The organism is Okeania sp. KiyG1 (genome assembly GCF_014132355.1).
Lineage (GTDB): Bacteria > Cyanobacteriota > Cyanobacteriia > Cyanobacteriales > Microcoleaceae > Okeania.
Genome location: NZ_BLZO01000097.1, coordinates 1 through 26,823 on the forward strand (window position 1 = coordinate 1; position 26,823 = coordinate 26,823).

At 35.6% G+C, this 26,823-nt stretch carries 19 protein-coding genes, 1 rRNA gene and 2 pseudogenes; 14 read left to right on the forward strand and 8 right to left on the reverse strand.

Features of this window, described 5'->3' with window-relative positions:
- The first annotated feature begins 109 nt into the window (after nucleotides 1-109).
- Together SAGCYANO_RS23605 and SAGCYANO_RS23610 are read left to right on the forward strand one after the other, a co-directional pair.
- Nucleotides 110-349 carry a PIN domain-containing protein gene (locus SAGCYANO_RS23605; protein WP_202219771.1) on the forward strand — a complete coding sequence of 80 codons (240 nt, stop codon included), beginning with the start codon at nucleotides 110-112 and terminating at the stop codon, nucleotides 347-349.
- Nucleotides 350-764: 415 nt separating this feature from the next.
- A pseudogene (locus tag SAGCYANO_RS23610) lies at nucleotides 765-1,794 on the forward strand (C39 family peptidase).
- A gap of 369 nt (nucleotides 1,795-2,163) precedes the next feature.
- Here the strand turns inward: SAGCYANO_RS23610 and rrf are convergent.
- The 3 genes from rrf to sufR form a co-directional block, all read right to left on the reverse strand.
- Nucleotides 2,164-2,280, reverse strand: a 5S ribosomal RNA gene (rrf, locus tag SAGCYANO_RS23615).
- Between the two features lie 422 nt (nucleotides 2,281-2,702).
- Nucleotides 2,703-3,071, reverse strand: coding sequence for a hypothetical protein (locus SAGCYANO_RS23620; RefSeq protein WP_307785961.1), 369 nt, complete (start codon nucleotides 3,069-3,071; stop codon nucleotides 2,703-2,705).
- Nucleotides 3,072-3,180: 109 nt separating this feature from the next.
- Nucleotides 3,181-3,942: an iron-sulfur cluster biosynthesis transcriptional regulator SufR gene (gene sufR, locus SAGCYANO_RS23625; RefSeq protein WP_202222322.1), complete on the reverse strand. Its 762-nt coding sequence runs from the start codon at nucleotides 3,940-3,942 to the stop codon at nucleotides 3,181-3,183.
- A 387-nt stretch (nucleotides 3,943-4,329) separates the two neighbouring features.
- On the opposite strand from sufR, the gene sufB reads away from it, so the two are divergent.
- The 6 genes from sufB to SAGCYANO_RS23660 all read left to right on the forward strand — a co-directional run bounded on the left by sufB (nucleotide 4,330) and on the right by SAGCYANO_RS23660 (nucleotide 13,887).
- A complete protein-coding gene (gene sufB, locus SAGCYANO_RS23630) occupies nucleotides 4,330-5,766 on the forward strand; it encodes a Fe-S cluster assembly protein SufB (protein ID WP_202222323.1) in 1,437 nt (478 codons plus the stop codon).
- Between the two features lie 201 nt (nucleotides 5,767-5,967).
- Entirely contained in the window at nucleotides 5,968-6,135 is a 168-nt protein-coding gene (locus SAGCYANO_RS23635) for a four helix bundle protein (RefSeq protein WP_237396595.1), read from the forward strand.
- 843 nt (nucleotides 6,136-6,978) lie between these two features.
- Nucleotides 6,979-7,755: a Fe-S cluster assembly ATPase SufC gene (gene sufC / locus SAGCYANO_RS23640; RefSeq protein ID WP_202222324.1), complete on the forward strand. Its 777-nt coding sequence runs from the start codon at nucleotides 6,979-6,981 to the stop codon at nucleotides 7,753-7,755.
- A gap of 301 nt (nucleotides 7,756-8,056) precedes the next feature.
- Nucleotides 8,057-9,418: a Fe-S cluster assembly protein SufD gene (sufD, locus tag SAGCYANO_RS23645; protein ID WP_202222325.1), complete on the forward strand. Its 1,362-nt coding sequence runs from the start codon at nucleotides 8,057-8,059 to the stop codon at nucleotides 9,416-9,418.
- 2,490 nt (nucleotides 9,419-11,908) lie between these two features.
- A complete protein-coding gene (locus tag SAGCYANO_RS23655) occupies nucleotides 11,909-13,195 on the forward strand; it encodes a SufS family cysteine desulfurase (RefSeq protein WP_202222362.1) in 1,287 nt (428 codons plus the stop codon).
- A gap of 314 nt (nucleotides 13,196-13,509) precedes the next feature.
- Nucleotides 13,510-13,887, forward strand: coding sequence for a DUF4177 domain-containing protein (locus tag SAGCYANO_RS23660; protein ID WP_202222327.1), 378 nt, complete (start codon nucleotides 13,510-13,512; stop codon nucleotides 13,885-13,887).
- A 543-nt stretch (nucleotides 13,888-14,430) separates the two neighbouring features.
- Here the strand turns inward: SAGCYANO_RS23660 and SAGCYANO_RS23665 are convergent.
- Nucleotides 14,431-14,904, reverse strand: coding sequence for a hypothetical protein (locus SAGCYANO_RS23665; RefSeq protein ID WP_202222328.1), 474 nt, complete (start codon nucleotides 14,902-14,904; stop codon nucleotides 14,431-14,433).
- 630 nt (nucleotides 14,905-15,534) lie between these two features.
- Here SAGCYANO_RS23665 and SAGCYANO_RS23670 point away from each other — a divergent pair.
- The 3 genes and pseudogenes from SAGCYANO_RS23670 to SAGCYANO_RS23680 all read left to right on the forward strand — a co-directional run bounded on the left by SAGCYANO_RS23670 (nucleotide 15,535) and on the right by SAGCYANO_RS23680 (nucleotide 17,826).
- Nucleotides 15,535-16,710 (forward strand): annotated as a pseudogene (locus SAGCYANO_RS23670) (DNA cytosine methyltransferase).
- A 203-nt stretch (nucleotides 16,711-16,913) separates the two neighbouring features.
- On the forward strand, nucleotides 16,914-17,321 hold the full coding sequence (locus tag SAGCYANO_RS23675) for a hypothetical protein (protein ID WP_202222329.1): 408 nt from the start codon (nucleotides 16,914-16,916) through the stop codon (nucleotides 17,319-17,321).
- Nucleotides 17,322-17,682: 361 nt separating this feature from the next.
- On the forward strand, nucleotides 17,683-17,826 hold the full coding sequence (locus tag SAGCYANO_RS23680; protein WP_202222330.1) for a hypothetical protein: 144 nt from the start codon (nucleotides 17,683-17,685) through the stop codon (nucleotides 17,824-17,826).
- Between the two features lie 746 nt (nucleotides 17,827-18,572).
- On the opposite strand, the gene SAGCYANO_RS23685 is transcribed toward SAGCYANO_RS23680, so the two are convergent.
- Nucleotides 18,573-18,743 carry a hypothetical protein gene (locus SAGCYANO_RS23685; protein WP_202222331.1) on the reverse strand — a complete coding sequence of 57 codons (171 nt, stop codon included), beginning with the start codon at nucleotides 18,741-18,743 and terminating at the stop codon, nucleotides 18,573-18,575.
- A gap of 211 nt (nucleotides 18,744-18,954) precedes the next feature.
- Here SAGCYANO_RS23685 and SAGCYANO_RS23690 point away from each other — a divergent pair, with 211 nt between their 5' ends.
- The 3 genes from SAGCYANO_RS23690 (at nucleotide 18,955) to SAGCYANO_RS23700 (ending at nucleotide 22,290) form a co-directional block, all read left to right on the forward strand.
- Nucleotides 18,955-20,238 (forward strand): hypothetical protein, encoded by a 1,284-nt coding sequence (locus SAGCYANO_RS23690; RefSeq protein ID WP_202222332.1) that lies wholly within the window; start codon nucleotides 18,955-18,957, stop codon nucleotides 20,236-20,238.
- A gap of 504 nt (nucleotides 20,239-20,742) precedes the next feature.
- Nucleotides 20,743-21,528 (forward strand): class II aldolase/adducin family protein, encoded by a 786-nt coding sequence (locus tag SAGCYANO_RS23695; protein ID WP_375339981.1) that lies wholly within the window; start codon nucleotides 20,743-20,745, stop codon nucleotides 21,526-21,528.
- A gap of 351 nt (nucleotides 21,529-21,879) precedes the next feature.
- Nucleotides 21,880-22,290, forward strand: coding sequence for a hypothetical protein (locus SAGCYANO_RS23700; RefSeq protein WP_202222333.1), 411 nt, complete (start codon nucleotides 21,880-21,882; stop codon nucleotides 22,288-22,290).
- 423 nt (nucleotides 22,291-22,713) lie between these two features.
- Here the strand turns inward: SAGCYANO_RS23700 and SAGCYANO_RS23705 are convergent, their stop codons facing one another.
- The 3 genes from SAGCYANO_RS23705 to SAGCYANO_RS23715 all read right to left on the reverse strand — a co-directional run bounded on the left by SAGCYANO_RS23705 (nucleotide 22,714) and on the right by SAGCYANO_RS23715 (nucleotide 26,799).
- On the reverse strand, nucleotides 22,714-23,895 hold the full coding sequence (locus SAGCYANO_RS23705) for a GNAT family N-acetyltransferase (RefSeq protein WP_202222334.1): 1,182 nt from the start codon (nucleotides 23,893-23,895) through the stop codon (nucleotides 22,714-22,716).
- Between the two features lie 161 nt (nucleotides 23,896-24,056).
- Complete coding sequence (locus tag SAGCYANO_RS23710; protein ID WP_202222335.1) at nucleotides 24,057-24,701, reverse strand: Uma2 family endonuclease; 645 nt, start codon at nucleotides 24,699-24,701, stop codon at nucleotides 24,057-24,059.
- 76 nt (nucleotides 24,702-24,777) lie between these two features.
- Nucleotides 24,778-26,799: a serine/threonine-protein kinase gene (locus SAGCYANO_RS23715; protein WP_202222336.1), complete on the reverse strand. Its 2,022-nt coding sequence runs from the start codon at nucleotides 26,797-26,799 to the stop codon at nucleotides 24,778-24,780.
- Between the last annotated feature and the right edge of the window lie 24 nt (nucleotides 26,800-26,823).

Consider the following 26,823-nt stretch of genomic DNA (forward strand, 5'->3'; position numbering starts at 1 on the left):
AAATATTCAATTGTAAGGAGATGCACCTCAAAATATTAAGGTGTGTCTCTCAACTTTTTCATGTAATTGGAAGGAAACCAAGAATTTGGCGATCGCGTCCTCAAAATTTTTGAGGCCATCGAACAAGTTTCCCAATCTCACCCTCTGCAGTATTACCAGAGCAACAGTAATTACAGCAGCAAACCTAAGAGGAAGCAGTAATTTAGGTTTAGTAGATGCCTTGCATCTGGCAACCGCCATAGAAGCAGGATGCACCATTTTTCTGACAAATGATACTGCTTTACGCCATCCCAGTCCGGGTTATAGATATCTGGATGCTTGCAGAGATAGAAGATTAAACAAATGGTAATAACTATTCCGATACAATTTTACTAAATTGAAAATGTTCGCCTTAACGCACCGAGCAATTAAAAGTAGTAGTCTGTCAAGATTCAGTTGTTGGCCAGTGGGAGCATCTTGTTCCCGTGCGTGAAGGTCTAGTGACCTAAGAGGTCGCGACTTCCCTTTAGCTCCTCCCAATAATTAATTCGGCATGGCATAATTGCGGGATGATTTTGTCACCAGAGCAGAAACCATAATCCCCATGTCCGGTGTGTCCCCGTGTCCCCGTGGAGCGCCGAAATAATCCCAGTATTAAGCAACGCCTTAATTCTGTCTCCCCACTGCCCAACTCTTTCTCAAAAGTGTCCCATCTCCGAGTTGAGTCTAGAGTCAGACTATACTATGCTGCTGATTAGCTATTTCGTAGTTATCATTAATCTAGCATGGAACTCCAAGACTTTCTGAGAACAGACCTTAAGTACGATGTTAAAACCCTCGCTGATGATGAAAACCTGACTCGCGAGATTCAGGCCATACTTGTTGACCTAAATATGCTTAACCCTCCAGTAGATGGCATATTTGGCCCATTAACTACAGCAGCACTTCATCGGTTTCAAGTGGATCAAAAAAGCGGTGAGGCTGGATATTTAGGTGAGAAAACTACGAAAAAGTTATTAGAGGCCAAAGAAGCAAATATTCCGGCTGCCCCAATTATCCTCAAAACTAAAAAAGATACTATTCTTAAGTCTAGACCCCTTCAATCTTCTCAATTAACTGAGTCAGAAAAACACTATATCCCGGCTAATCAAGAATTTCAAATTTTGGCTTATGTTCCAGTTAGAAACCACTTCCGAATTGCGTTTAAAAATAATAAGCACAATGGTTCTGGTGTTTGGTATATCCATGAAAAACACATTGAAATTTTTGAAAATAATCAACTTGTTGCATCCCAAGCTTCAACCAGATACTATTAGAATTAAGGTTCTCTACAAATCTCAACTAGATGATTGGTATAATCCTACAGGTTTATGTAATATTACTTCTATCGCCTCTTGTTTAGAGTTTTTGCAGGCTAATCGAAGGTCTAATTATGGTCAATTTGAAGAGGAACTTTATGAATATGCTTTAAATCAAGGTTACAGTCGTCATAGTCCAACTGATTTAGCTAGAATTGTTAGAGATTATGGATGTAGAGATAATTTTAAAACTAATGCCACTATTGAAGAGGTTAAAGATTGGCTAGTAGCAGGAAATCCTGTGGCTATACATAGTTATTTTACTTCTTTTGGTCATCTGATTGTTGGTGTTGGTTTTGATAATGAAGGATTATTTATTCATGACCCTTATGGTGAATGGTCTTCTACTGGATATCGTACTGACCTAAGTGGTGCTTATTTACATTATTCTTATCGATTAATTCGGAATGTTTGTATGCCAGATGGGAGTTTTTGGGTACATTTTATTTCAAAGTAGAAGAAGGAAGAAGGAATAAGGAAGAAAAGGCTAACATACTAATATCAAGTCTGGTGGCATCGGTATTTTCAACAATGAATAACGAAAAAGTTCCACAAAAAAAGCAAAAAATCAGAAAACTTAGACTCAATTTTTGGTTAATTTACCTTCTTTTTTCACCCAAAACAATCTTGGGAAATTTTGTCGTAGTCTAAACTCCAGAACTTTTAACTTTTGACTTAATTCTACATTTTGTCGTGCGGAATGTAGAAGGACCTTCCATGCAACGTCCCTGTCCACTCCCCTACTCAATAAAATCTGGTTTCCTTTTCAATTCACCAAAAAACAAAGGCTCCCTCGTATCGTTGAGAGAACCTTTGTTTATATTTAACCTGGCATCGCGCTATTTTACCGGGCGGCTACCCACCAAGTATCTTCGCCACCGTAGCGTTTAACTTCCGAGTTCGGGATGGATCGGAGTGGGTCCACTACGTCATAGACACCAGGAAAAGCTAATAACTATATAGACTAATTATTCTTACCTTTAACCGTTTAAGGCATTAGGCGCTTTTTTTTCCTTACATTTACTACTATAAATATCTTTTTCAGAAATGTCAACCCCTAAGCAAATTTTTTTAATCTCTAAATTTTCGGCCAAGGGGATTCAAGAATTTAGAATTTAGAATTTAAAATTTAGAATTACCTCTTCTTATAGAAGCCATTTGGTATCTATTTAAGAAGTTACAAGTTCAATACCCATCTGGGTTTTATGATTCTGGCAGTCCTAAGTTCATAATTTTTCGGTCTCCTGAATCTTTGTAGTTGTTAGGCTCCTTAAAACGGCTTTCCTAAAGCCTTTGTATTCCAATAAAAGATACGCTTAGGGGTTCTACAAAGGGGAAAAAGGTTGAGATTTTCTCCCTACTCCCCTACTCCCCTACTCCCTTACTCCCCTCTTTCTCATACCACTTAACAACTTGTTGGACTGTCAAATTTTGAAGGGGTACGCCAGATTCTTGAGCAACTTCCTTCAAAGGACGTAACGAGGAGATGACTAACCTAGTAAAAAAGCTTTCAAAGTTAGCATCCACATCTAAATTGTGCTTAATATTCTCGTCCCTTTGAATCCAAGTAGTTATCTGTTCTGAAGGTATTTCATCTGGAGCTAAACCTGTTTCCTCTGCTACTTGCTTCAGACACCTCAATGAATAAATGGCCAGTCGCGCTGAAAACTTGTCTTTGGAAGTTAGAAGTGCTGCATCAACTTGAGCAGATTCTTCGGCTGTTAAAAATTCCATAGATTGTTGCATATTAATTTTTGATTTGATATTTTTATTTATTTAGCGACAAAACGCACCCATACAACTTTTGACTTACTGAAATTTATAAAAGGGTGAATGAGCAGGATTACTCTTGACTTTTGATATAGGAATTTGAGCTGACTTTAGTTATTAAATAACCACAACGATGTTCTCCATTAACAATCCAATGAGTTCTCTCCACAGTACAATCAGGCAATACAGCACCAAACATCTCTAATTCATGGCCACAAACACTGGGGAAAGATTCGGCCACGCTGGAGATAGCACAGTTGTGCTCCATAAATATGTAGCGTTCAACGGGCAACTGTGGTTCTCCTATTTCTGCTGAGGAAGCTGAATCACTTTTGACTTTTGAATTCTGAATTTTGAGTGCTTGATTATCCACTTCCTGAGATTCTACAGGATACCACTCTGCCATGAAACCCTCTGCTTTGCGGAGTTCTACTAAATTGGCTACGCGTTCCTGCACTTTTCCTGTCCCTAATAGTTGGCGATAGTGCATTGCTTTACGCTGCCATTGTTTGTGGAATACTTGACTGAGTTGGTCCTGGCCAATAGTTTCGGCTAAGGTGTCCAGGAAGGAAACGGCAAATTCATCATAATTATGGGGAAAGCGATCGCGTCCTTGAGTTGTTAATTGATAAATATGTTGTGGCCTTCCCATTCCGGTTTGTACTGACTTATACATAATAAGTCCTTCTGTTTCTAAGTCTTTTAAATGGCGACGTGTAGCTTGGGGGCTAATTTCTAAAGATTCTGCCAACTCTAAAGCGGTGGCTTGAGTTCGCTTCATTAAATGTTGTAGGATTTCTTGTTTGGTCGAATTTTGTTGGGTAATTTCCATCATTTCAGTTATCAGTTATCAGTTATCAGTTATCAGTGTCTCTAGCTGTATTCAGAGACTTGAAATACTGGAGTTGATTTTCTCTTGGTCGATTGGATATGGCGAGGAGACCTCGCCATCTCACCCTACGGGAAGCTCCGAAGATCGACCGCTGTCTTGGTTGATTGGATATGGCGAGGGGACCTCGCCATCCCTCAACCGCTTTTTCATTCCCTTGAAAGGGTAGGACACCTTATTTTTGGTCAAGAAAAATACTTAAATTGGACTTTGACAATATTACTGTTGTTAATGTAACCTAAAATAGACTTAAGCAACAAACAAGTTGTTTAAGTGGCCACAAAAGGCCATCTAAATTACTAAAGAAGTAAATATAACTAGGAAATAAATACAATGACTGCTAAAGTAACAACCTTAGTTAATCAACCTTATAAATATGGCTTCGTTACTGATATCGAATCAGAAACTATTCCTCGTGGACTGAGCGAAGATGTAGTTCGTCTGATATCTGCTAAAAAAAATGAGCCAGAGTTCATGCTTAACTTTCGTCTGAAAGCATATCGAAAGTGGCTACAAATGAAGGAACCAGTTTGGGCGCAGGTTGACTATCCACAAATAGATTATCAGAATATTATTTACTATTCTGCGCCAAAAGTTCAAGATAAGAAGAAAAGTCTGGATGAAGTAGACCCTACTTTGTTGGAGACTTTTGATAAACTTGGCATTCCCCTTTCGGAGCAGAAGCGTTTGAGTAATGTGGCGGTTGATGCTGTATTTGATAGTGTTTCTGTTGCGACTACTTTTAAGGAGAAACTTGCTGAAGATGGTGTGATTTTTTGTTCTATTTCTGAAGCGGTGCAGGAATATCCAGAGTTGGTGGAAAAATATCTTGGTAGTGTTGTACCTGTAGGGGATAATTTTTTTGCTGCTCTTAATTCTGCTGTATTTAGTGATGGGTCTTTTGTGTTTATTCCTAAAGGTGTAAAATGTCCGATGGATCTTTCTACTTACTTTAGAATTAATAACGGAGACGCTGGTCAATTTGAGCGTACTTTAATTGTAGCGGAGGAGGGTAGTTCGGTAACATATTTGGAGGGTTGTACTGCTCCAATGTTTGATACTAACCAACTTCACGCCGCTGTAGTTGAACTTGTTACTCTCGATAATGCTGAGATTAAATATTCGACTGTGCAAAACTGGTTTGCTGGTGATGAAAATGGTAAAGGTGGTATTTATAATTTTGTGACTAAGCGTGGTTTGTGCAAGGGAGTAAATTCTAAAATTTCTTGGACACAGGTAGAAACTGGTTCTGCTATTACTTGGAAATATCCAAGTTGTGTTTTGGTGGGAGACAACTCTGTGGGAGAATTTTATTCTGTTGCTCTGACTAATAATAAGCAGCAAGCAGATACAGGTACGAAAATGGTACATATTGGCAAAAATACTCGCAGTACAATTATTTCTAAGGGTATTTCTGCTGGCAACTCTGCTAATAGTTATCGTGGTTTGGTGAAAATGGGGTCTGGTGCTAAGGGGTCGCGGAATTATTCTCAATGTGACTCAATGTTAATTGGCGATCGCGCTCAAGCAAATACTTTTCCTTACATTCAGGTAGATAACAATACTGCTAAGGTTGAGCATGAAGCTTCTACTTCTAAAATTGGCGAAGACCAACTTTTCTATTTTACTCAACGAGGTATTTCTGCGGAAGATGCAGTTTCTATGATTATTAGTGGTTTCTGTAAGGATGTTTTTAATGAGTTGCCTATGGAATTTGCTGTTGAAGCTGACAAACTATTGAGTTTAAAGTTAGAAGGAACAGTGGGATAATTAATAATTAATAATTAATAATTAATAATTAAGAGCTGATTTGTAAACTGGGTTGAAACTTATTTATACTATAGGTTTGCGGAAAACTATTTCCTGGGGGGATAGTGTCGAACTCTTACACTGTAAAGCATTTATCCTCTTAATATTTACTTTGTAAATCAGCTCGAATAATTATTAATGGATAATTAGTAATTGGTAATTATGAAAAATAATGTAGTTAAAGAAAAATCATTTGCATTTGCACTACGAATTGTTAAATTGTCAAAACACCTGAATCAAGAGAAACAGGAGTATGTTTTATCAAAGCAATTACTTCGTAGTGGTACAGCAATTGGTGCTTTGGTGCGTGAAGCTGAATATAATGAATAATGAATAATGAATAATGAATAATGAATAATTATTAGAGTTGTTGGGAATTAAGCTAAAAAATGGCTAAAACCCTTATTAGTCAATGTTTATAGTTTTTAAAATCCTCAAAGCATGAAAATCTTAATATAGTCAGCTGTTGAGCCTTTTGAACTTTTATTTCCCAACAACTCTAATAGATAATTGGTAATTATGGAAAATAATGTAGTTAAAGAAAAATCATTTGCATTTGCACTACGAATTGTTAAACTGTCAAAACACCTGAATCAAGAGAAACAGGAGTATGTTTTATCAAAGCAGTGATACAAATTAACTTTAGAGATGTCACAAATAGTTTCAAATCTTAGATGTGAAATAATTTCCTGAAATTACTGTAGTGTAAAAGTTTTGAGGCTGTAAAATCTTACTTTTGACTTTTGACTTTTGACTTTATTGGTTAGAGCTATTACCTATACGCAAATTACATTGATTTCAGAGGATTTAACTCAATTAATCAAGACTGTATAGAACTATTAAAACTCCTGACAGCTATTGTTAAATCTGCCAAATAAAATAATAATTAATAATTAATTATGAATTAGGGTTTGCTGATTAAATCTAATAGCATTGACATATAAAGTTTTTAGCATTTTTAGTAAAAAAAAAGTCCAAGGTTTTAGGTCGCTTAGGTTCAAAAAATTAGCATTTTAGGCAAGAGTTGCGCAGAAAAATCAAGGGAATATTCTTCCTCCTGGCTCCTCTATAATTCTCCTGGCTCCTGACTCCTGACTCCTACCCTTACCCATAAGACTTTTTCAGCAAATCCTAATTATTAATTATCCATTTCATAACTGTTCAGAGGTAACTATGATTAAAGAAAATAGCGAAGTTATTTTATCTGTTAAAAATTTAACGGCTAATGTAGAAGGAAAGGAGATTCTCAAAGGCTTAAATTTAGAAATAAAAGCTGGAGAAATTCATGCCATTATGGGGCCAAATGGTTCTGGCAAAAGTACCTTTTCTAAAGTATTAGCAGGTCATCCTGCCTACGAAGTTACAGGGGGAGAAATAACATTTTTAGGCAAAAACTTATTAGAAATGGAGCCAGAAGAACGTTCATTAAATGGTATTTTCTTGGCATTTCAATATCCCCTAGAAATTCCTGGAGTTAGTAATTTAGACTTTTTGCGAGTTGCTTATAATACTAAACGTAAACATCAGGGATTAGAAGAATTAGACGCTTTTGATTTTGACGATTTGGTACAGGATAAATTAGATATTGTCAAGATGAAACCAGAGTTTTTAGACCGGAGTGTAAATGAAGGTTTTTCTGGTGGAGAAAAAAAGCGAAATGAAATCTTACAAATGGCATTGTTAGAGCCAAAATTAGCAATTTTAGATGAGACTGACTCAGGGTTAGATATTGATGCTTTGAGAATAGTAGCAAATGGAGTAAATCAATTAGCAAATGAGTCAAATTCTCTGTTAGTAATTACTCACTACCAACGTTTATTAAACTATATTGTGCCAGATTTTGTTCATGTGACTGAAGGCGGTAGAATTATTAAAACTGGTACAAAAGAACTAGCATTAGAATTAGAAGAAAAAGGTTACGATGATGTGGTTGAAGCAGCAAAAACTTAAATAATTAATAATTAATAATTAATAATTAATAATTACGTAAGCATTCAGCTAAGAGCTGACAGCTAATAGCTTTTTAATGAATGAAGCAAGCATTTGCTTAACTTATACTACATTTTTAAACAAAGAATTGAAGTACAAGAACAACTAGCTTAAATTGTCCACTAAAGTTAATATAGCTGTTTGCGCAGCATGACCTAGGAATAGCTGACTGCTGTTTGCGCAGCATGACCTAGGAAATGCTTAGACTATTACCTCTTCTTTTCAAGGAGAGACTTTAAACCTTAATTATTCGGTAAAAAGTATGCAAGTGTCCGTAAAACCAGAGATATCTTATTTAGATAAGTTGCTGAAAGAGTGTTGTAAAGGAGTATCTCCAACTGTACCGCCAGAATTTCCTCTAGATGGAAATATGGCAAGTTGGTTACAGCAAGTACGCGATCGCGCAGCAACCTGGGTGCGTGAGTTGGTCTTTCCGACAAAGCAAGATGAAGAATGGCGGTTTTCTGACTTGTCTGCAATGATGAAGTTAGATTTTCAAGCACCTGCACCAGTAAATTTGGATGCTTTGAATATTACTCCGTTTATTTTACCGGAAGTAATAGACAGTCGGTTGGTATTTGTGAATGGGGTATTTGCACCAAAGTTATCATCGGTGAAAGGTTTGACAGATAGAGTGTTTGTCGGAAATTTGGGGCAGTTACCTCCCGAGTATCAAGACCGCATCGGAGATTATTTGGGGCAACAACAGGGAAGTAAAGAAGTATTTACGTCCTTAAATACTGCTGGTTTAACTGATGCAGCAATAGTATGGTTGCCAAAAAATCAGGTTGTAGAGAAACCAATACATCTATTATTTATTGCGACTCAGACTGAAATTCCGATTTTGACTCAGCGTCGTTGTTTGGTAGTAGCGGAGCGTAGTAGTAGTGCGAAAATAATTGAGCATTGCGTTACAGCAGAAGTTATTTGTCCAGAAGCACCCAGTTCTAACCCCTATCTGACAAATACTGTGACAGAAATATGGGTAGAGGAAAATGCGGAAATTAATCATAGCAGGGTGCAGCGAGATGCAGGTGCAGCATTTCATATCGGCAAAACAGCGATCGCTCAAGCTAAGAATAGTCGCTATACTTGCAATGCTATCCATTTAGGAGCAAGGTTATCTCGTCATAACTTGGAAGTTTCTCAAATGGGAGAGGGTACAGAAACTAATCTTTACGGTTTGGCATTTATTGGGAATGAGCAAGAAGCGGATACTCACAGTGCTATTATTTTGAATCATCCCAATGGTGTGACTGACCAAGTTTATAAGTCTATTGTTGATGAGAAAGCACATTCTATATTTAATGGCAAAGTCTATGTTTCTCAAGATGCACAGTTGACTAATGCAGCTCAGTTAAATCGTAATTTGTTACTTTCTTCTGGTGGGAGAGTTGATACAAAACCACAATTAGAAATTATTGCAGATAATGTCCAATGTTCTCATGGAGCAACTGTTAGTCAGTTGGATGATGATGAAGTGTTTTATTTGCAAAGTCGAGGTTTGAATGAAGAAGTAAGTCGTAACTTATTAATTGATGCTTTTGCGGCAGAAATTCTTAGCAAGTTACCCCTACCTTCTTTGCAAAATATTTTAAAACAATGTGTTGCTTGTAAAGTTTAAAAGAAGGAAGAAGGAGGAAGGAAAGAAAGTAGGGGCGAATGGCATTCGCCCTTACAATATAGACTCTCATAGCTGATAACTGATAACTGAAAAGATGAGTATTATTCAAGAAAGAAGTTTAGCAGACAAAACACGGGCAAATTTGACAATTTTAAATCAGGAAATAAATGGTAAAAGACTTCCCAAAAACCTCTAGGATTTATCAATATGCATAATGGCCAATGCCATTCGCCCCTACAATATAGATTCTCATAGCTGATAACTGATAACTGATAACTGAAAAGATGAGTATTATTCAAGAAAGAAGTTTAGCAGACAAAACACGGGCAAGTTTTCTAATTTTAAATCAGGAAATAAATGGAAAAATACTTCCCAAAAACCTCTAGGATTTATCAATATGTGTAAGGGAGAATGCTATTCGCCCCTACAATATAGATTCTCATAGTTGATAAGTGATAACTGATAACTGAAAAGATGAGTATTATTCAAGAAAGAAGTTTAGCAGACAAAACACGGGCAAGTTTTCTAATTTTAAATCAGGAAATAAATGGTAAAATACTTCCCAAAAACTCTAGGATTTATCAATATGTGTAAGGGAGAATGCTATTCGCCCCTACAATATAGATTCTCATAGTTGAGAAGTGATAACTGATAACTGAAAAGATGAGTATTATTCAAGAAAGAAGTTTAGCAGACAAAACACGGGCAAGTTTTCTAATTTTAAATCAGGAAATAAATGGTAAAATACTTCCCAAAAACTCTAGGATTTATCAATATGTGTAAGGGAGAATGCTATTCGCCCCTACAATATAGATTCTCATAGTTGAGAAGTGATAACTGATAACTGAAAAGATGAGTATTATTCAAGAAAGAAGTTTAGCAGACAAAACACGGGCAAGTTTTCTAATTTTAAATCAGGAAATAAATGGTAAAATACTTCCCAAAAAACTCTAGGATTTATCAATATGTGTAAGGGAGAATGCTATTCGCCCCTACAATATAGATTCTCATAGTTGAGAAGTGATAACTGATAACTGAAAAGATGAGTATTATTCAAGAAAGAAGTTTAGCAGACAAAACACGGGCAAGTTTTCTAATTTTAAATCAGGAAATAAATGGTAAAATACTTCCCAAAAACTCTAGGATTTATCAATATGTGTAAGGGAGAATGCTATTCGCCCCTACAATATAGATTCTCATAGTTGAGAAGTGATAACTGATACCTGAATCCTTACAAGATGAGTATTATTCAAGAAAGAAGTTTAGCAGACAAAACACGGGCAAATTTTCTAATTTTAAATCAGGAAATAAATGGTAAAATACTTCCCAAAAACTCTAGGATTTATCAATATGTGTAAGGGCGAATGCCATTCGCCCCTACAATATAGATTCTCATAGTTGAGAAGTGATAACTGATACCTGAATCCTTACAAGATGAGTATTATTCAAGAAAGAAATTTAGCAGACAAAACACGGGCAAATTTGACTAATTTTAAATCAGGAAATAAATGGTAAAATACTTCCCAAAAACCTCTAGGATTTATCAATATGTGTAAGGGAGAATGCTATTCGCCCCTACAATATAGATTCTCATAGTTGAGAAGTGATAACTGATAACTGAAAAGATGAGTATTATTCAAGAAAGAAATTTAGCAGACAAAACACGGGCAAGTTTTCTAATTTTAAATCAGGAAATAAATGGTAAAATACTTCCCAAAAACCTCTAGGATTTATCAATATGTGTAAGTGCGAATGCCATTCGCCCCTACAATATAGATTCTCATAGCTGATAACTGATAACTGAAAAGCTGATAACTGATAAAGATGAGTATTATTCAAGAAAGAAATTTAGCAGACAAAACACGGGCAAACTTTCCAATTTTAAATCAGGAAATAAATGGTAAAAAACTTCCCAAAAACCTCTAGAATTTATCAAAATGGGTAAGTGCGAATGCCATTCGCCCCTACAATATAGATTCTCATAGCTGATAACTGATAACTGAAAAAGCTGATAACTGATAAAGATGAGTATTATTCAAGAAAGAAATTTAGCAGACAAAACACGGGCAAACTTTCCAATTTTAAATCAGGAAATAAATGGTAAAAAACTTCCCAAAAACCTCTAGAATTTATCAAAATGGGTAAGTGCGAATGCCATTCGCCCCTACAATATAGATTCTCATAGCTGATAACTGATAACTGAAAAAGCTGATAACTGATAAAGATGAGTATTATTCAAGAAAGAAATTTAGCAGACAAAACACGGGCAAACTTTCCAATTTTAAATCAGGAAATAAATGGTAAAAAACTTCCCAAAAACCTCTAGAATTTATCAAAATGGGTAAGTGCGAATGCCATTCGCCCCTACAATATAGATTCTCATAACTGATAACTGATAACTGATAACTGATAACTGATAAAGCTGATAACTGAAAAAATGACTATTATTCAAGAAAAACATTAGGAGAAAAAGTACGGGAAGATTTTCCGATTTTAAATCAGGAAATAAATGGTAAACCACTGGTTTATTTAGATAATGCTGCTACTTCCCAAAAACCCCTAGCAGTTATTAATGCTTGGCAAGAATATTACCTGAAATATAACTCTAATGTGCATCGAGGTATTCATACCTTAAGCTCAAAAGCAACAGATGCTTATGAAGGAACAAGAGATAAAGTAGCTACTTTTGTTAATGCAGCATCTCGGAATGAAATTGTTTATACTCGAAATGCTAGTGAAGCAATTAATTTAGTCGCCTATTCTTGGGGTTTAAATAATCTCAAAGCAGGAGATGAAATTATTGTCTCAGTTATGGAACATCATAGTAACTTTGTTCCCTGGCAAATGATTGCTCAAAAAACTGGAGCAGTTTTAAAATTTGTAGAGCTAACCAATACTGGAGAATTTAATTTTGAACAATATAAAACTCTAGTTTCCGACAAAACAAAATTAGTAGCAGTTGCCCATATTTCTAATGTTTTAGGCTGTCAAAACCCAGTAAAAGAAATCTGCACTACTGCTCATCAAAATGGAGCAAAAGTATTAATAGATGCTTGCCAAAGTGTACCTCATATCAGAGTAGATGTAGGGGAAATAGATTGTGATTGGTTAGTAGCTTCCGGTCATAAAATGTGCGCTCCTACTGGTATCGGTTTTCTCTATGGAAAATTAGAATTATTAGAGAAAATGCCTCCATTCTTAGGAGGAGGCGAAATGATTTCCGAAGTATTTTTTGACCATTCCACCTATGCAGAATTACCACATAAATTTGAAGCAGGAACGCCAGCTATTGGAGAAGCGATCGCTCTTGGTGCAGCAGTAGATTATCTGACAAATATAGGTATGGAAAAAATCCATAATTATGAAGCAGAATTAACTACTTATTTATTTGAAAAATTGAACCAAATTCCTGAAGTTACTATTTATGGACCTCAACCAAATGAAAATGGTGAAAGTAGGGCAGCATTAGCATCTTTTACCGTAGAAAATCTTCACCCTAACGATTTATCAACAATGTTAGATGAAGCAGGTGTAGCAATTCGTTCCGGTCATCATTGTGCCCAACCTTTACATCAATATTTGAATATTTCATCCACAGCTAGAGCAAGTTTATCTTTTTATAATACTCGTGATGATATTGATGCTTTTATTGCTGCTTTGAAAGAAACAATAGAATTTTTAGTAATATTATGGGATAAGAGAGGAGTCAGGAGTCAGGAGTCAGAAGTCAGGAGGAAAGAAAGAAGCAAGAGGAGGAAAAGGAGAAAGATACAGTAGGTTGGGTTAAGCGGAAGCGCAACCCAACAAATACCTAAACCAAACCTACATTAACAGTTATTTTTCACTCTTAAATTTATGGTTATGGACAGCTCTTAGAAGTTAAAAATGCGAAATATTATGACCGGAGCATAGTTGATTATATTTCTTTGTTTAAGCAGAAATAATGTAAGTTCTGCTAATGTTCTATGTGTTGAATTTTGTTCCTCAACCCAACCTATAAAAGTGAATATAGAATTAAATCATAATTGTAAGAAACCCTTCTGCTTTCTGCCTTCCTTCCACTAAAGTGTAAATATTCAAGCAGACATGATATGAGAGACTGGAATCTAAATAAACTTATAGTTATTAACTTAATTGTTTTGAATATTGCGATTATTTTTCTAGCGGTGGCGTTAATTTTTTCACCTAATAGGACTTTCGCAACTTCTATTCCTGAAACTACACCTAAAATAGAACAAAAAATTGAGTCGTTTGAGTCAGAAAAGTTAAGTCAAGGTAGAGGTAGAAAATATGAATATAAGGTTGAATATCAATTTGGTTTTCCTCAAAGTAATGAAGAAAGAGACCGCTATATAGAAGCTTTAAATGATGCGGGTAAAGATGGATGGGAATTAAGTCAAACTGATGTGGTTTTTAATCCTTCTAGTGGGCGAGGGTTATATATTCTGATATTTAAAAAAGATAAATAGTTGAAGAAGGAAGAAGGAAGAAGGAACAAGGAACAAGGAAGAAAGGAAGAAAAAATGGATGGGAAGTCAAACCCCAACTAATTGTAAATACTCCCGTTGACGGTGGGGTATTAAACCCAAAATAAAAGGAAGAAGGAAGAAGGAACAAGGAAGGAAGAAGGAAGAAAGGAAGAAAAAATGGATGGGAAGTCAAACCCCAACTAATTGTAAATACTCCCGTTGACGGTGGGGTATTAAACCCAGAATAAAAAGATCATCAAGATGATTATTTATAAGTTATATCAAGTTTTATTAATTAGCCATAATAAAAATCTTTTCTCTGATAAATTTCTCCCTGTTCCCTGTTCCCTGTTCCCTAAAGCAATAAAACCTTGTACTTTATCAACTCAATAACTGCTGTAATTAATCCTCTTTTTGGGATGCATCTCATATTTGCAAAAATACTTTTTTCCTATATATTCCCTATTCCCTATTCCCTATTCCCTGTTGCCTGTTTCCTAAAAGCGATAAATTTTTGGCTTTATTCACGCATTGAGATGCACCCTATTTTTGTGCTGTCACTTCAATAATTTCTGTATCCATAATCATCTTACTGTTACTGACTAAATCTTCGTGTTTATTCGTATTTAGAGTAACAGTTATTTTATTACTGCCTGGGTCTAAATTTCCCAGATAATACCAATTGCTATAAATTCTAGTAATTTTTTTGTCATTGATATATAAATGAGCATGACCTTCATTAGGATTACTACTTTGATTTACTGTTTCTGGGGCAAACTTAAAGTTAGTTAGCTTCAACTCTAAATTCCATCCTTTCATAGTATCCTTATAAGCAACTAAATCAACTTTAGGAACTGGTTTATTTGCTGGAATTTCCATTTTTTTATGACTATGATTCATACCTCCATGAGATTCATCAGCAATTAGATTGTTACCAGAAGAATGAACTGTTTTAGCAATTCCTAATCCCGCAGTTACAATTAATATGATTGATGTGAGTTTTAGTAGTTTTTTCATCCTTGTTTTTCCTTTATTTTATGATTTTTAATTTTTTTATGATGGGTAAGGGTAGTTAAAATGTCAAAAGACAAGTTGTCATACTTAAAAATTTAGAACGTAGGAAATAGTTTAAACACAAATTATATTATGTCCGTTTTGATAGTTAGTTAGGTTGAAAGTTTGAGATAGCGATCGTTATTTCATTAAAAAGCGTTTCCTGACGGAATACTTTCCTACGGAATGCTTTCCTACGGAATGCTTTCCTACGGAATGCTTTCCTACGGAATGCTTCGCAAACGCAAACGCAAACGCAAACGCAAACGCAAACGCAAACAGGGTTTAGAATTCAGCTTTTAAAAAGGGAATTTATACCAATTTGATCAATGTTTGCTACAAATAATTTTCTAGGTGTTAGGTGGTAGGTGGAAGGTGTTAGGTTTTAGGTGGATTATTAGTTATTTACTAGCCAGTTTATTTGTAACATTCTTTTTAAATTTGGTATTAAACCCCTCCTAAAATTAAATAACAAGCTAGAAGTTGGGGACTTAAACCCAAGCTTTTAGTGTGCTGAAAGCTGAGTGCTGAGTGCTGTTTGCAGAGCATTCCGGTACGGAAAATGCTGATAGCTAGTTAAAAGGAGATAATAAATTGAATAATATTAAAAAACTCAAAGCCATAGAATTATTTTCTGGAATTGGTGGATTTTGTTTAGGAATGAAAGCTGCAAATATTGAAACTATTTGGGCTAATGATATTAACGAACTTTGTTGTCAAGTTTATCAAAGTAATTTTGGTAGTGACTAAATAGTATTAGGAGATATTAATAAAATTCAGGTATCAGAAATTCCCGAACATGATATTTTAACAGCAGGTTTTCCCTGTCAACCATTTAGTCAAGCTGGGAAAAAAATGGGAATTAGAGATAAAGTTAGAGGAACACTTTTTGAGGGGATTATTGAAATTATTCAAGCCAAACAACCCCAATATTTTCTATTAGAAAATGTCAAAAGAATCTTAACAATGGAAAAGGGGTATCATTTCCGAATAATTTTAAATGCTTTGGCTGCATTAGATTATTTTATTGAATGGCGGATTATTAACCCAATAAATTTTGGTATTCCCCAAAATAGAGACAGAATTTTTATTTTGGGCACTAGAGTAAAATCAACACAAAAAATACTCAATCTAGAAAAACTTTCTGTATTTTTAACAGAGAACGATATTGACAGTTTACCCTGGAATAAAAATAGCGAAATAGAAACATCTATGCAGCCAATTCTTCATGGTACTAGCAAAAATTATCACTGGGGTATTGCGTATAAAAATAAATTTTATAGTCAATCTTTACCTTTAATGTCTGACATCAAACCCCGAAAAAAACTCAAAGATATTCTGCAACATGAGTCAGAAATAAATACACAATTTGATTTTACTTCTGAAACTCTTGAAAGAATCAAACAGAGCAAAACTATCAATAGATATTGCAACGGTGTAGAAATATTATATAACCAGGGTGGAGGGGCCCGTCTTGGCTATACTATATTTGGTATTAATGGAGTTACTTCCACATTAACTGCCTCTACTTCTAGACATTATGAAAGATATCAAGTTGGTGATAAATTTCGCCGTTTAACTAATGTAGAATATGCTCGTCTAATGGGATTTCCCGATCATTGGTGTAGAGTTACTAAAATTTATCACCAATATGCTTTATATGGTAATTCAGTTGTGCCAGATTGTGTAAAATGGATCTGTCAAAGAATAGGCAAACAAAACTTTAGATTTAACCATCGGACTTGGCAACAATTAACATTATTTAGTTAATTCAATATTAATCAATACACATCTCCAGAAAAGAGGGAGTAGGGAGTAGAGAGTAGAGGGAAATAATTGATAATTTACTGTGCGATAATTGATTTTATTTTTATTATTGGAGATGTCTAATATATGAAATAACTGACACTATCATTATTTAAAACTGAGGCAACAATTTTTGTTAGAGAGTTAACTGTTAGACCAATTTTTATTTGTACGGTATTACCGATGGTAAAGCAATAGGAACTTATGTAGAACAAGCATTCAATAAATATTTAATATCCAAATATTTATATACTCCAGGGAGTACATCTAGTGGGATAGATTTTCCAGAATTAGAAGTAGATTTAAAGGTGACATCTATTCGACAACCACAATCATCTTGCCCGTTTCGAGATGCTAGTCAAAAAGTTTATGGATTAGGCTATCATCTACTTTTCTTTGTGTATGAAAAAATTGATAATCAAGAATTACTAGAAGCAAGTTTAAATTTTAAAAGCGCGATATTTGTAGCCAAAGAAAAAACAGGAGATTATCAAACTACACGAGGTTTACTAGAAATTATCAGTCGTAATGGTAATCAAGATGATGTAATAGGATTTTTAGAAGACCTTAATTAATTGATAATTGATAATGGATAATTGATAATTACCTCGGGTTTTAACCGTAACAGAATTGAATATAAGGAAATATTATTTCTTCTCTTGGTCGATTGGATATGGCGAGGAGACCCGCTCTTATCAGAGCCGCTCCGAAGTACGCCATCCCACCCTACGGGAAGCTGTGCTACGACCGCTGTCTTGGTCGATTGGATATGGTGAGGGGACCTCGCCATCCCACCCTACGGGAAGCTGCGCTAACGACCGCTTTTTTTCCCTTAAAAGGTGAGGCTTTAAACTAGAATTATTTAATTATTAATTATTAATTATTAATTATTAATTATTCGGTAACCTTCCTTTAGATGAAATAGGACGGGAAATTTTGGCTGAAAGAATAATAAAAGAACCTCCACAACAGGGTTATATTACTATCTCTAATGCTTTGCAATGGAGATTACAATATAGAAGAATTATTGAACAAGCAGAAATTGGAAATATAGCTGGAGTGGAAAATATTCTGGTTTAAAATATCTATCAAATATAGCAGAAGGAAAAAGGAAGAAGGAAGAAGGAAAAAGGAAGAAAGAAGAAGGAAGAAGGAAGAAGGAAGAAGGAAGAAGGAAGAAGGAAGAAGAAAAAATATTGCTTTGTCTGAGTTTTAGACTTTTAATATCTCCTAACCTTTCCTTCGAGTGCTATAACAGGTAATATCATGTATCTTTAAATACCCACAAATAACATTTATCAAAATAATTGGGTCTAAAACCCCGCCTTTTAAGGCGAAATATTTTTGGAGAGTTGCTCACGCATCCCCGTTACAAAAATAACTTCTGACTTCTGACTTCCTTAATAGCTAGGGGCTATTTTCTAGTTCAGTAATTAACAATTAACAATTAACAATTAATAATTACCTCTTCTTAAAACGGATAGGATTGACTAAAAGGATTTTTTTTGATTTTATCCCCTTAAAAGGGGAGGCTTCAAGGCGTGAATTGTTGAATGAATAATTAGGGCTTGCTGATTAAATATAAAAGTATTAACAAATAAAGGTTTGAGCCTTTTTAGGTCTGGAAAAAATACCTAGTTTTTGGCTGTTGTCGTCTCAAAATAGTAAAGTTTTGACACTAACTATCAGAAAATGTGGTCATTACAGATAGTCTAAACTGTTCCCTGTTCCCAGTTAAGTGTTCCCTGCCATAACTATTAGACTTTTTCAGCAAACCCTAATTATTAACTATCAACTCTTAATTATTAATTATTCATTATTAATTATTAATTATTTGGTAATGCTCCACAAACGCAAATCTCCCGTACAGGAGTAGGGAGTATCGGAGTAGGGAATAGTGGGAAATTTAAGATATTTTCAAGAGAATCAAGAATAGTATTTTTATTACGTCTAATTAATGATACTCGGTCTAAAAGCACATCATTAAATCCACTCAAAATCGTCAATTTTCAAATGTGTAGAAAGGTGTAAAAATGAAAATATCTAAATAGAATTTACTGAATTTTTCTAAACAACTCATAAACATAGGAAAATCTCCACAAAAATTATTCAATTATTGCTAAATCAAAAGCAATAAAATACAAAAACTTGCCAAAGAAAAAGACTTGTGCATTAATAACTAAGATATCCCGTATAAATAAATGACTTATGCTAGAAATTATTGACTTATTTGATGAAAACCTTTATCTAAATTTTAATCCTGAAATTGCAGAAGCAGTAAACAATGGCATCGTACAAAGCGGCTTCGACCACTTTATTCGCTTCGGTCAATTTGAAGGGCGAGACCCTAGTATTTTTTTTGATACTAACTTTTATTTAACCAACAATCCAGATGTTGCTGCCTTAGTACAACAAAACTCAATCACTCCCATTCAACATTTTATTCAAGTCGGTCAATTTGAAAATCGCGACCCTAATTCTCAATTTAATACCGATATTTATCTTCAAACAAATCCAGATATTGCTGATGCAGTTCAACAAAACTTATTAACTTCCATTGAACATTTCGTTAATTTTGGTATTGCTGAAAATCGCTTATTTTCCCAAAATTTTATCGGCACAATATTTGATGTAGTTGTCACCAGCGCAGCTAATAACGGTAACGATGCAGCCATTCGTTTTGATGGTTTAACTGGTCGATTAATTGGTGAATTTCCTAATGGTGGAGGATTAACCGACCCCAGGGATATTGTACAAGAAATTAATGAGTCTAATACTGTTTTAATTAACGGTGGAAATGACAATGTTTTACGCTTCGATGCCACTACAGGAAACTTCATTGAAACATTTATAGAATTTCCCGAATTAAATGGTGGTGGTGCCGTTTTTGGACCAGATAATAATTATTATGTAGGGGCGCGATCGCTAGGTTCAATTGTACGTTTCAACAGTCAAACTGGAGATTTTATTGACGAATTTATTCCCTCAGAATTAGTAGATTTTCCCAGAGGTTTTGTATTTGGTTCCGATGGCAATTTTTACTTAGGAAATGGTGCCGACCCAGCAACAGGTGGTGGTGGTGGTACAGTCATTCAATATGATGGTCTCACGGGTCAAGTATTGAATCCTAATTTTGTCAATGACCCCGAATTAAGTCCCCTAGATGTGATTAATGGTCTCGATGGCAATATCTATGTCAGCAGTGAATTTCCATTTGGTCAGGATGACTCGGTAGCTACTGTTCGCGTGTATGATGTTGATACAGGAGCGTTGTTAGATGTACTTGATGCTGGTTTAGATGCAGAGGGAGTGCCAATATTAGATGCTCCAAGGGGATTAGGTTTTGGACCTGATGGTAATCTCTATGCTAGTAGCACTGGTACTGGTAGTGTAGTTCGTTTTGATGGTGCAACTGGTGACTTGATAGATGTGTTTATTGAGTTTCCTCAGTTGAATGGTCAAGCATTAAATTTTGTTCCTGCCGAAAATTAAGCCCAATTAATTATGATACAGTAGGTTGGGTTAAGCGGGAGCGCAACCCAACAAATATAGCGCTACGCGCAAGTTAGAAGTCAAAAGTCAAAAGTCAAAAGTAATCTCTGACTAATACCAGTTTGATAAATCTTTGCTACAAATATTTAGGTTACTGCGATTGAGTCAACCCACCCCTAACCCCGACCGTGGAGGGGAGGGGAAGACAGGAGGACCGAGTCGTATGAGAATAGGTTTGATACCATTTTTTATATAGTAATTTATCTTTTTCGTCCAATAGATATTTTCTATAAATTACTTTACAGCGGTTTTCATTTCAGTAGACCACAGTAGGGACGCCCTTATGCAACGTCCCTACAGGGTTTTGGTTATGGCGATGTAGTTCATCAATTTGAAAAGCGCTGTAATACTGCTTACTATTTGTAACATTCTTTTTTCAAAATGGTATAACATTAATAATATTAACTGTTATTTTTCACTATTAAATTTATTAAATTTATGGTTATGGATGAGGGAGTAATAAAATATAATTGTCATTGGGTTAAAGGCGAACCTGTGGCAAGCTATAGCATTACTGATTTAATGAAAAAGCGGGATTTCATGTACTCGTTAGGATTAATTGGCGTTTATGAAAATGGCATTGGTTTTGGTAATGTCAGTCAGAGAATAAATGACTCAAATCAGTTTATTATTACTGGCACTCAAACCACCCATTTAGAAACTTTAGGACCAGAATTTTACACGGTAGTTACTGATTTTAATATCGAGGAAAATAGCCTAACTTGTTGCGGACCAGTCAAAGCTTCTTCTGAATCATTAACTCATGCTGCTATCTATTATTATCAACCAGAAATTATGGGTATTATTCATATTCATAATTCTCAGCTTTGGCAAGAACTTATGTATAAAGTTCCTACTTCTAATCAAGAAGTTCCTTATGGTACTCCACAAATGGCAAAAGAAATATTTCGTTTGTTTGATGAGGAGAAATTAGGAGTAGAAAAAATATTAGTAATGGCAGGTCACGAAGATGGGATAATTTCTTTTGGGAAAGATTTAGATGAAGCTGCTAATATTTTGTTGAATTTAAGCAAGAAGCAAGAAGCAAGAAGCAAGAAGCAAGAAGCAAGAAGCAAGAAGCAAGAAGCAAGAAGCAAGAAGCAAGAAGCAAGAAGCAAGAAGCAAGAAGCAAGAAGCAAGAAGCAAGAAGCAAGAAGCAAGAAGCAAGAAGCAAGAAGCAAGAAGCAAGAAGTAAGAAGCAAGAAGCAAGAAGTAAGAAGCAAGAAGTAAGAAGCAAGAAGGAAAGATATGGCGTTGTCTGAGTTTTAAGCTTTTGATATGTCCTAATCTTTGCTTCGACTGCTATAGTGGGAGTTATATCAAATCATGCTCGGTTAAATACTTATACTTTGGAGAAAGGAAAAGAAAGGTTTAAAGAGATAAGGTTTATATAACTGATTATCCGAACATGATTTTATTGGAAATAAAAAAATTCTTCAATATTGATAAACCACATATTCAAAATAATAATACTTGTAGGGAGGTTTCATGGAACCTTCCTACAGTCGTCTATTCAAATAAAAATTGATGTAATGCCAACTCGGAAAATATCTTTAAAATTTATTTAGAGGTGAACCAACAATGCAATTTGAGTCCAAAATAGAAATTAATGCAAACCCAGAAAATATCTTTAAAATTTATTCAGAGGTGAACCAATGGTCGAATTGGGACCCAGATACTAAATATGCATATCTTCATGGAGATTTTTCTGATAATTCATTGATTGATTTACAAATCCAATCTGGGACTCGCGTTCAAATTAGGTTAGTAAAAGTAATTAGGAATAAGTCATTTATTAGTGAATCAAAATTACCTTTATGTACTATCAGGTATGAACATATTCTTCAACCATTTGAAAGCAAAACTTTAGTTACACACAGAATTTTGTTTTCGGGAATTTTCAAGTATATTTTTTCATTTATGTTAGCTGCTCAAATGAAAGAATCTTTATCTCAAACAATTTTAGCCTTAAAAGACTTCGTAGAATCATAATTTTTGGGTAATTCAGCATATTAAACTATCGGTAGTTCTGCATATAATGGTATATGCAGATAAACAATCCCTAGTACGGGTATCCTTACAGCGGTTTTCATTTTGGTAGACCACAGTAGGGGCGCCATTCGGAGCTATGCGTCAGCAAACGGCCGAAAGCTTGCGCATAACTATCGTTAACGCCCCTACAGGGTTTTGGTTATAACAATGTGGTTCATTAATCAGCAAAAGCGCTGTAAAGGGAAGGGAGCAAGATGCTCCCACTACCGTGTCTGGTAACAAAAATAGTTACAATGCATGACCATTTAAATACCTGCTAAACCTGCTAAATCAGGAGTTCTAGAAATAGAATAGAGGAAAAGGTGGAAATTTGCCTCCAGATTCACTCCCCACACTCTTCCATCCCACATTTTTTCTTACTTTCTAAGAATTGCTCTGACTGAAAGGTAAATCTTCATTAATTCTCTCCATTTCTAGCTGTTCCATTTCATTCACTTGCCCAATATAAGACAAGAAGATTTTTGACAAACGATTATGATAAAACTTGTGCATACTATGGTTAGGTGTCGCTGGAAAACCACGCCGTTTTTTATGACGCCCACCAGCACCAGGGTCAAAAGTATTAACACCACGATCGATCGCCCATTCTATCGGAGCATAATAACAAGCATCAAAATGTAAACAATCTATTTCGTAAGTGCTACCCCAGTAACGACCGTAAAGGCGATCGCCTTTAGTAATACAAAACGACATTCCCACAGGTAAGCGGTCGTCCTCCTCACTATAACCTGCCACAAATAATACTCGATGGCGAAAGTCGTGATGTAATTGTTCAAAAAATCGCTTCGTCAAATATTTACTACCCCACCAACCAAATTTATCGCAGGTACTTTCGTAAAAACTGTACATCTTAGAAAACAGAGCTTTCGGTATTTCATCCCCAGTCAAAGTCTGCATCTGTAAACCAGCTTTTCCTACTGCTTTACGTTCCCGCTTAATATTACGACGTTGATTAGCATTAAATACTTTGAGATAGTCATCAAAAGTTTGATAACCTTGATTCTGCCAAATGTAACTATGGTGTAGCCAACTGCTAAAACCATTACGTTGCAGTACAGGATGCCATTCTGGATCGACATAGAGAAAATGACATCCAGAAATATTATGGCGATCGCAAAAATGATCGATTTCGCTGACCATCAAGGCTGTCATTTCATCTTCATCTTCCCCAGGGGCGATTAAAAATCTATAACCCTCAGCAGGAGTAAAAGGCGACATTCCCAATAACTTCGGGTAATATTCAATACCTAAGCGGTAAGCTATCTCGGCCCATTGATGGTCAAAGACAAATTCACCTTGACTGTGTCCCTTGATATAAAGTGGGGCTGCTGCTATTAGTTGTCTATCTCGCCATACTGTTAAATGTTGGGGTAGCCATCCACTTCTACCACCAACGCTACCAGAAGTTTCCATATTATGCAGCCAGTCCCATTCTAGGAAGGGAGTTTTTAAAGGTTGGGCCAGAGCATCCCACTCTGGTTTAGGGACTTTAGCAATTTTGCCAATCCAGGTTAGAGAATATTGAGGTTTAGGCTGTTGGATCATATTTAAATCTTTTTGGCGCGTCTGATATCTAAGTTAATCTATTCTCAACTTGTAGTTAATATGGATTAATGGGTCCTCCGACTTAAGGCTACATGGAAGAAAGCTTACTCCGAATATACTTATGAGAGATTGCCCATAATATAATTCAGGTTACCCAAAAACTAACTAATAGTTTGTTCTCTCACCCAATTCCGAAAAGTTTTCATGGTTTGATTTCTACCTATATTTTGACAGCGAATACTATACTCTGGAATTATTTCAGTTAAGGGCAAACCGGGAAAATGAGGGCTAAATTCTGATTCTATATATTTATTATTTTCTAAGACATAGATTTGTAATTTTCCTTTTTCAAATCGCCAAAGTTCCCCTACTCCTAAATTTGCATAAATATTCAGATGAGTACGAGAAGTTATATCTATTTCTAAAGCTAAATCTGGCGGTGGGTCGATAGTTAAATCTAGGCGTTCTTTCCCACGAACTTTAGCTTCATTTTCAATATAAAAACAATTGTCTGGTTCTATTCCTTTTGCCATTTGCTCATTTTTGAAAGTTGTCGAACCTAGAGTTAAAAATTCTCTGTCTAGTTCTTCTAGGAGAGCTTTTATTAAGTCGCTAATAATTTCTTTGCTAAGTTCATGTTCTGGTAATGGACTCATAATTTCTAAAGTGTTATTTGCATAAGCTATTCGAGAAGCACGACTTTCTCCTAAGTCTTTGAGAATTTCTTCAAATTCTTGCCAGCTTACATCTTTTAACAACACTTTTTGCCCTGGTGGTACGGTTAATCTTTTGAGTTCTAGTAGCATTTTTTTCCTTTAAACCCCATATCTGAAATAATTTCCTGAAATTACTGTGGCATCAAAGTTTCGAGTCTATAAAATCTTACTTTTGACTTTTGACTTTTGACTTTTGACTTCCGTAAATAGGAACCTGCCATATTTTAATCGTCTTATCATTACTCCCACTCGCTAAACTTTTACCATCCCGACTAAACATAACTGAAAATACATCAGAAGAATGACCCTTAAGAGTTTCCAACAATTCTCCGGTGACAACATCCCATAAATTAATAATCCCATTACGATACCCACCCGCAACAATTTTTCCGTCCGGACTAAACGCAACAGACAAAACATCGCTCATACCATATTTCAAATTATGTATCGGTGTCGAAATAAGTTCCCCTCCATAAACCTGCCATAACTTAATCGTGCCATCCCTACTACCACTAGCTAATGTGCCACCATCTGGACTAAAAACAAGCGATCGCACCCAGTCAGAATGGCCCTTAATTGTAAACAACTCCTTCGCCTTCTGAAAATCCCATATTTTAATTGTTTGGTCGCGACCCCCGCTTGCCAATATCCGACCATCTTTATTGAAAGCAACACTATAAACCCGGTCTTCATGACCAACCAGAGTAAACCACCTTTTCGCCTTCTGCAAGTTCCAAATTTCAATTGCCTTATCCCGACCTCCACTCGCCAATACCTCACCATCTGGACTAAATGCCACTGCATCCACCCAGTCAGAATGACCGATGAGAGTAAACCAGCGTTTGCCTTTGTTCATATCCCAAATTTCAATAGTCTTATCCCGACTTCCACTGGCTAACATTTCTCCATTTTCACTAAATGCCACAGTTTGTACTGAGTCGCCATGACCAGTCAGGGTATACCAACGTCTGCCTTTGTTCATATCCCAAATTTCAATAGTCTTATCCCGACTCCCACTAGCTAAAATTTCTTCATTCGGACTAAATGCTACTGAATTTACCGAGTCAAAATGTCCGGTCAGCGTCGATACACATTTCCAAGTTGACTTTTGCGGTTGAGGAATAATTGTCGGTTGGATAACATGAGGTGGTGCAGTTATAGAATTTGGTGTTTGTCGAATTGGTGTGTATGTAGGTATTGGCGCTCTGGTGGGGGTGGGAGATGGTGTTGGTCTTGTGGTTGGGGATGGTGTGGGTGGAGAAATATTAGGGAGAGTAGGGAGCTTCTGTTCTGGGTTTAATTCTTTCATTACCTCAGCAGCAGACTTATAACGCATTTTGGGGTTAGTTGCCAACATTTTATCCAGAATTCTGCCTAACATACTATTGATAGACTGATTCAAATAATCTCGCCACACCCATTTATCTTTCATTACATCAAATAGATCGAAAGGAGATACTTGAGTTAATAAATGAATACAAGTAACTCCCAAACTATAGATATCGCTAGCAAAAATAGCATGACCTCTTACTTGTTCTGGAGCCACATATTCCGGACTGCCAATTATTGTTCCAGGTTGCATTAAAGCAGTTCCAGTAATAACTTTAGCTGCACCAAAATCTACTAATACTAATCGATTAGTATTACTCATCCATCCTGTAGTTTGTGGTGGAAAATTACGACGAATAATATTTTCTGGTTTAATATCCCGATGAATTACTTTATGTTCGTGAATAAACTGTAAAACTGGTAATAATTCATTCAATATTTGTTTAATTTGATTATCCTTAAATGGACCTGTTTTTGTTAACTCTTGAGCAAGGTTAGAACCATCAATAAATTCCTGTACTAAATATTGATTATTATCCTGTTCAAAGTGAGCTAATAATTCTGGAATTTGTGGATGTTGACCAAGTTCATCTAATCTAACTGCTTCTTGTTGAAATAATTCGGCAGCTTTTTTTGGGTCGCCAGTATTTTGAGGTAAAAATTGTTTAATTACACAAGGAGGGTGAGAAGGTTTATCTTCATCTACGGCATAAAAAGTCCGACCAAACCCACCCCTGCCAATAGGTTTAATTGGGCGATATCTTTCTCTGAGCAATAACTTTGACCCACAGGCAAGGCAATATAGGGTCCCTTCAGAATTTTGGGGATTTGGGCATTGAGGATTTAAACAATAACTCATATTAATAAGATTGGGCTACTATCT

Coding starts and splice junctions, on each gene's coding strand:
- SAGCYANO_RS23620 (WP_307785961.1), bottom strand. CDS start 3,071: ATGGAATTTTTAACAGCCGAAGAATCTGCTCAAGTTGATGCAGCACTT.
- sufR (WP_202222322.1), bottom strand. CDS start 3,942: ATGATGGAAATTACCCAACAAAATTCGACCAAACAAGAAATCCTACAA.
- sufB (WP_202222323.1), top strand. CDS start 4,330: ATGACTGCTAAAGTAACAACCTTAGTTAATCAACCTTATAAATATGGC.
- SAGCYANO_RS23635 (WP_237396595.1), top strand. CDS start 5,968: ATGAAAAATAATGTAGTTAAAGAAAAATCATTTGCATTTGCACTACGA.
- sufC (WP_202222324.1), top strand. CDS start 6,979: ATGATTAAAGAAAATAGCGAAGTTATTTTATCTGTTAAAAATTTAACG.
- sufD (WP_202222325.1), top strand. CDS start 8,057: ATGCAAGTGTCCGTAAAACCAGAGATATCTTATTTAGATAAGTTGCTG.
- SAGCYANO_RS23660 (WP_202222327.1), top strand. CDS start 13,510: ATGAGAGACTGGAATCTAAATAAACTTATAGTTATTAACTTAATTGTT.
- SAGCYANO_RS23665 (WP_202222328.1), bottom strand. CDS start 14,904: ATGAAAAAACTACTAAAACTCACATCAATCATATTAATTGTAACTGCG.
- SAGCYANO_RS23690 (WP_202222332.1), top strand. CDS start 18,955: ATGCTAGAAATTATTGACTTATTTGATGAAAACCTTTATCTAAATTTT.
- SAGCYANO_RS23695 (WP_375339981.1), top strand. CDS start 20,743: ATGGATGAGGGAGTAATAAAATATAATTGTCATTGGGTTAAAGGCGAA.
- SAGCYANO_RS23700 (WP_202222333.1), top strand. CDS start 21,880: ATGCAATTTGAGTCCAAAATAGAAATTAATGCAAACCCAGAAAATATC.
- SAGCYANO_RS23705 (WP_202222334.1), bottom strand. CDS start 23,895: ATGATCCAACAGCCTAAACCTCAATATTCTCTAACCTGGATTGGCAAA.
- SAGCYANO_RS23710 (WP_202222335.1), bottom strand. CDS start 24,701: ATGCTACTAGAACTCAAAAGATTAACCGTACCACCAGGGCAAAAAGTG.
- SAGCYANO_RS23715 (WP_202222336.1), bottom strand. CDS start 26,799: ATGAGTTATTGTTTAAATCCTCAATGCCCAAATCCCCAAAATTCTGAA.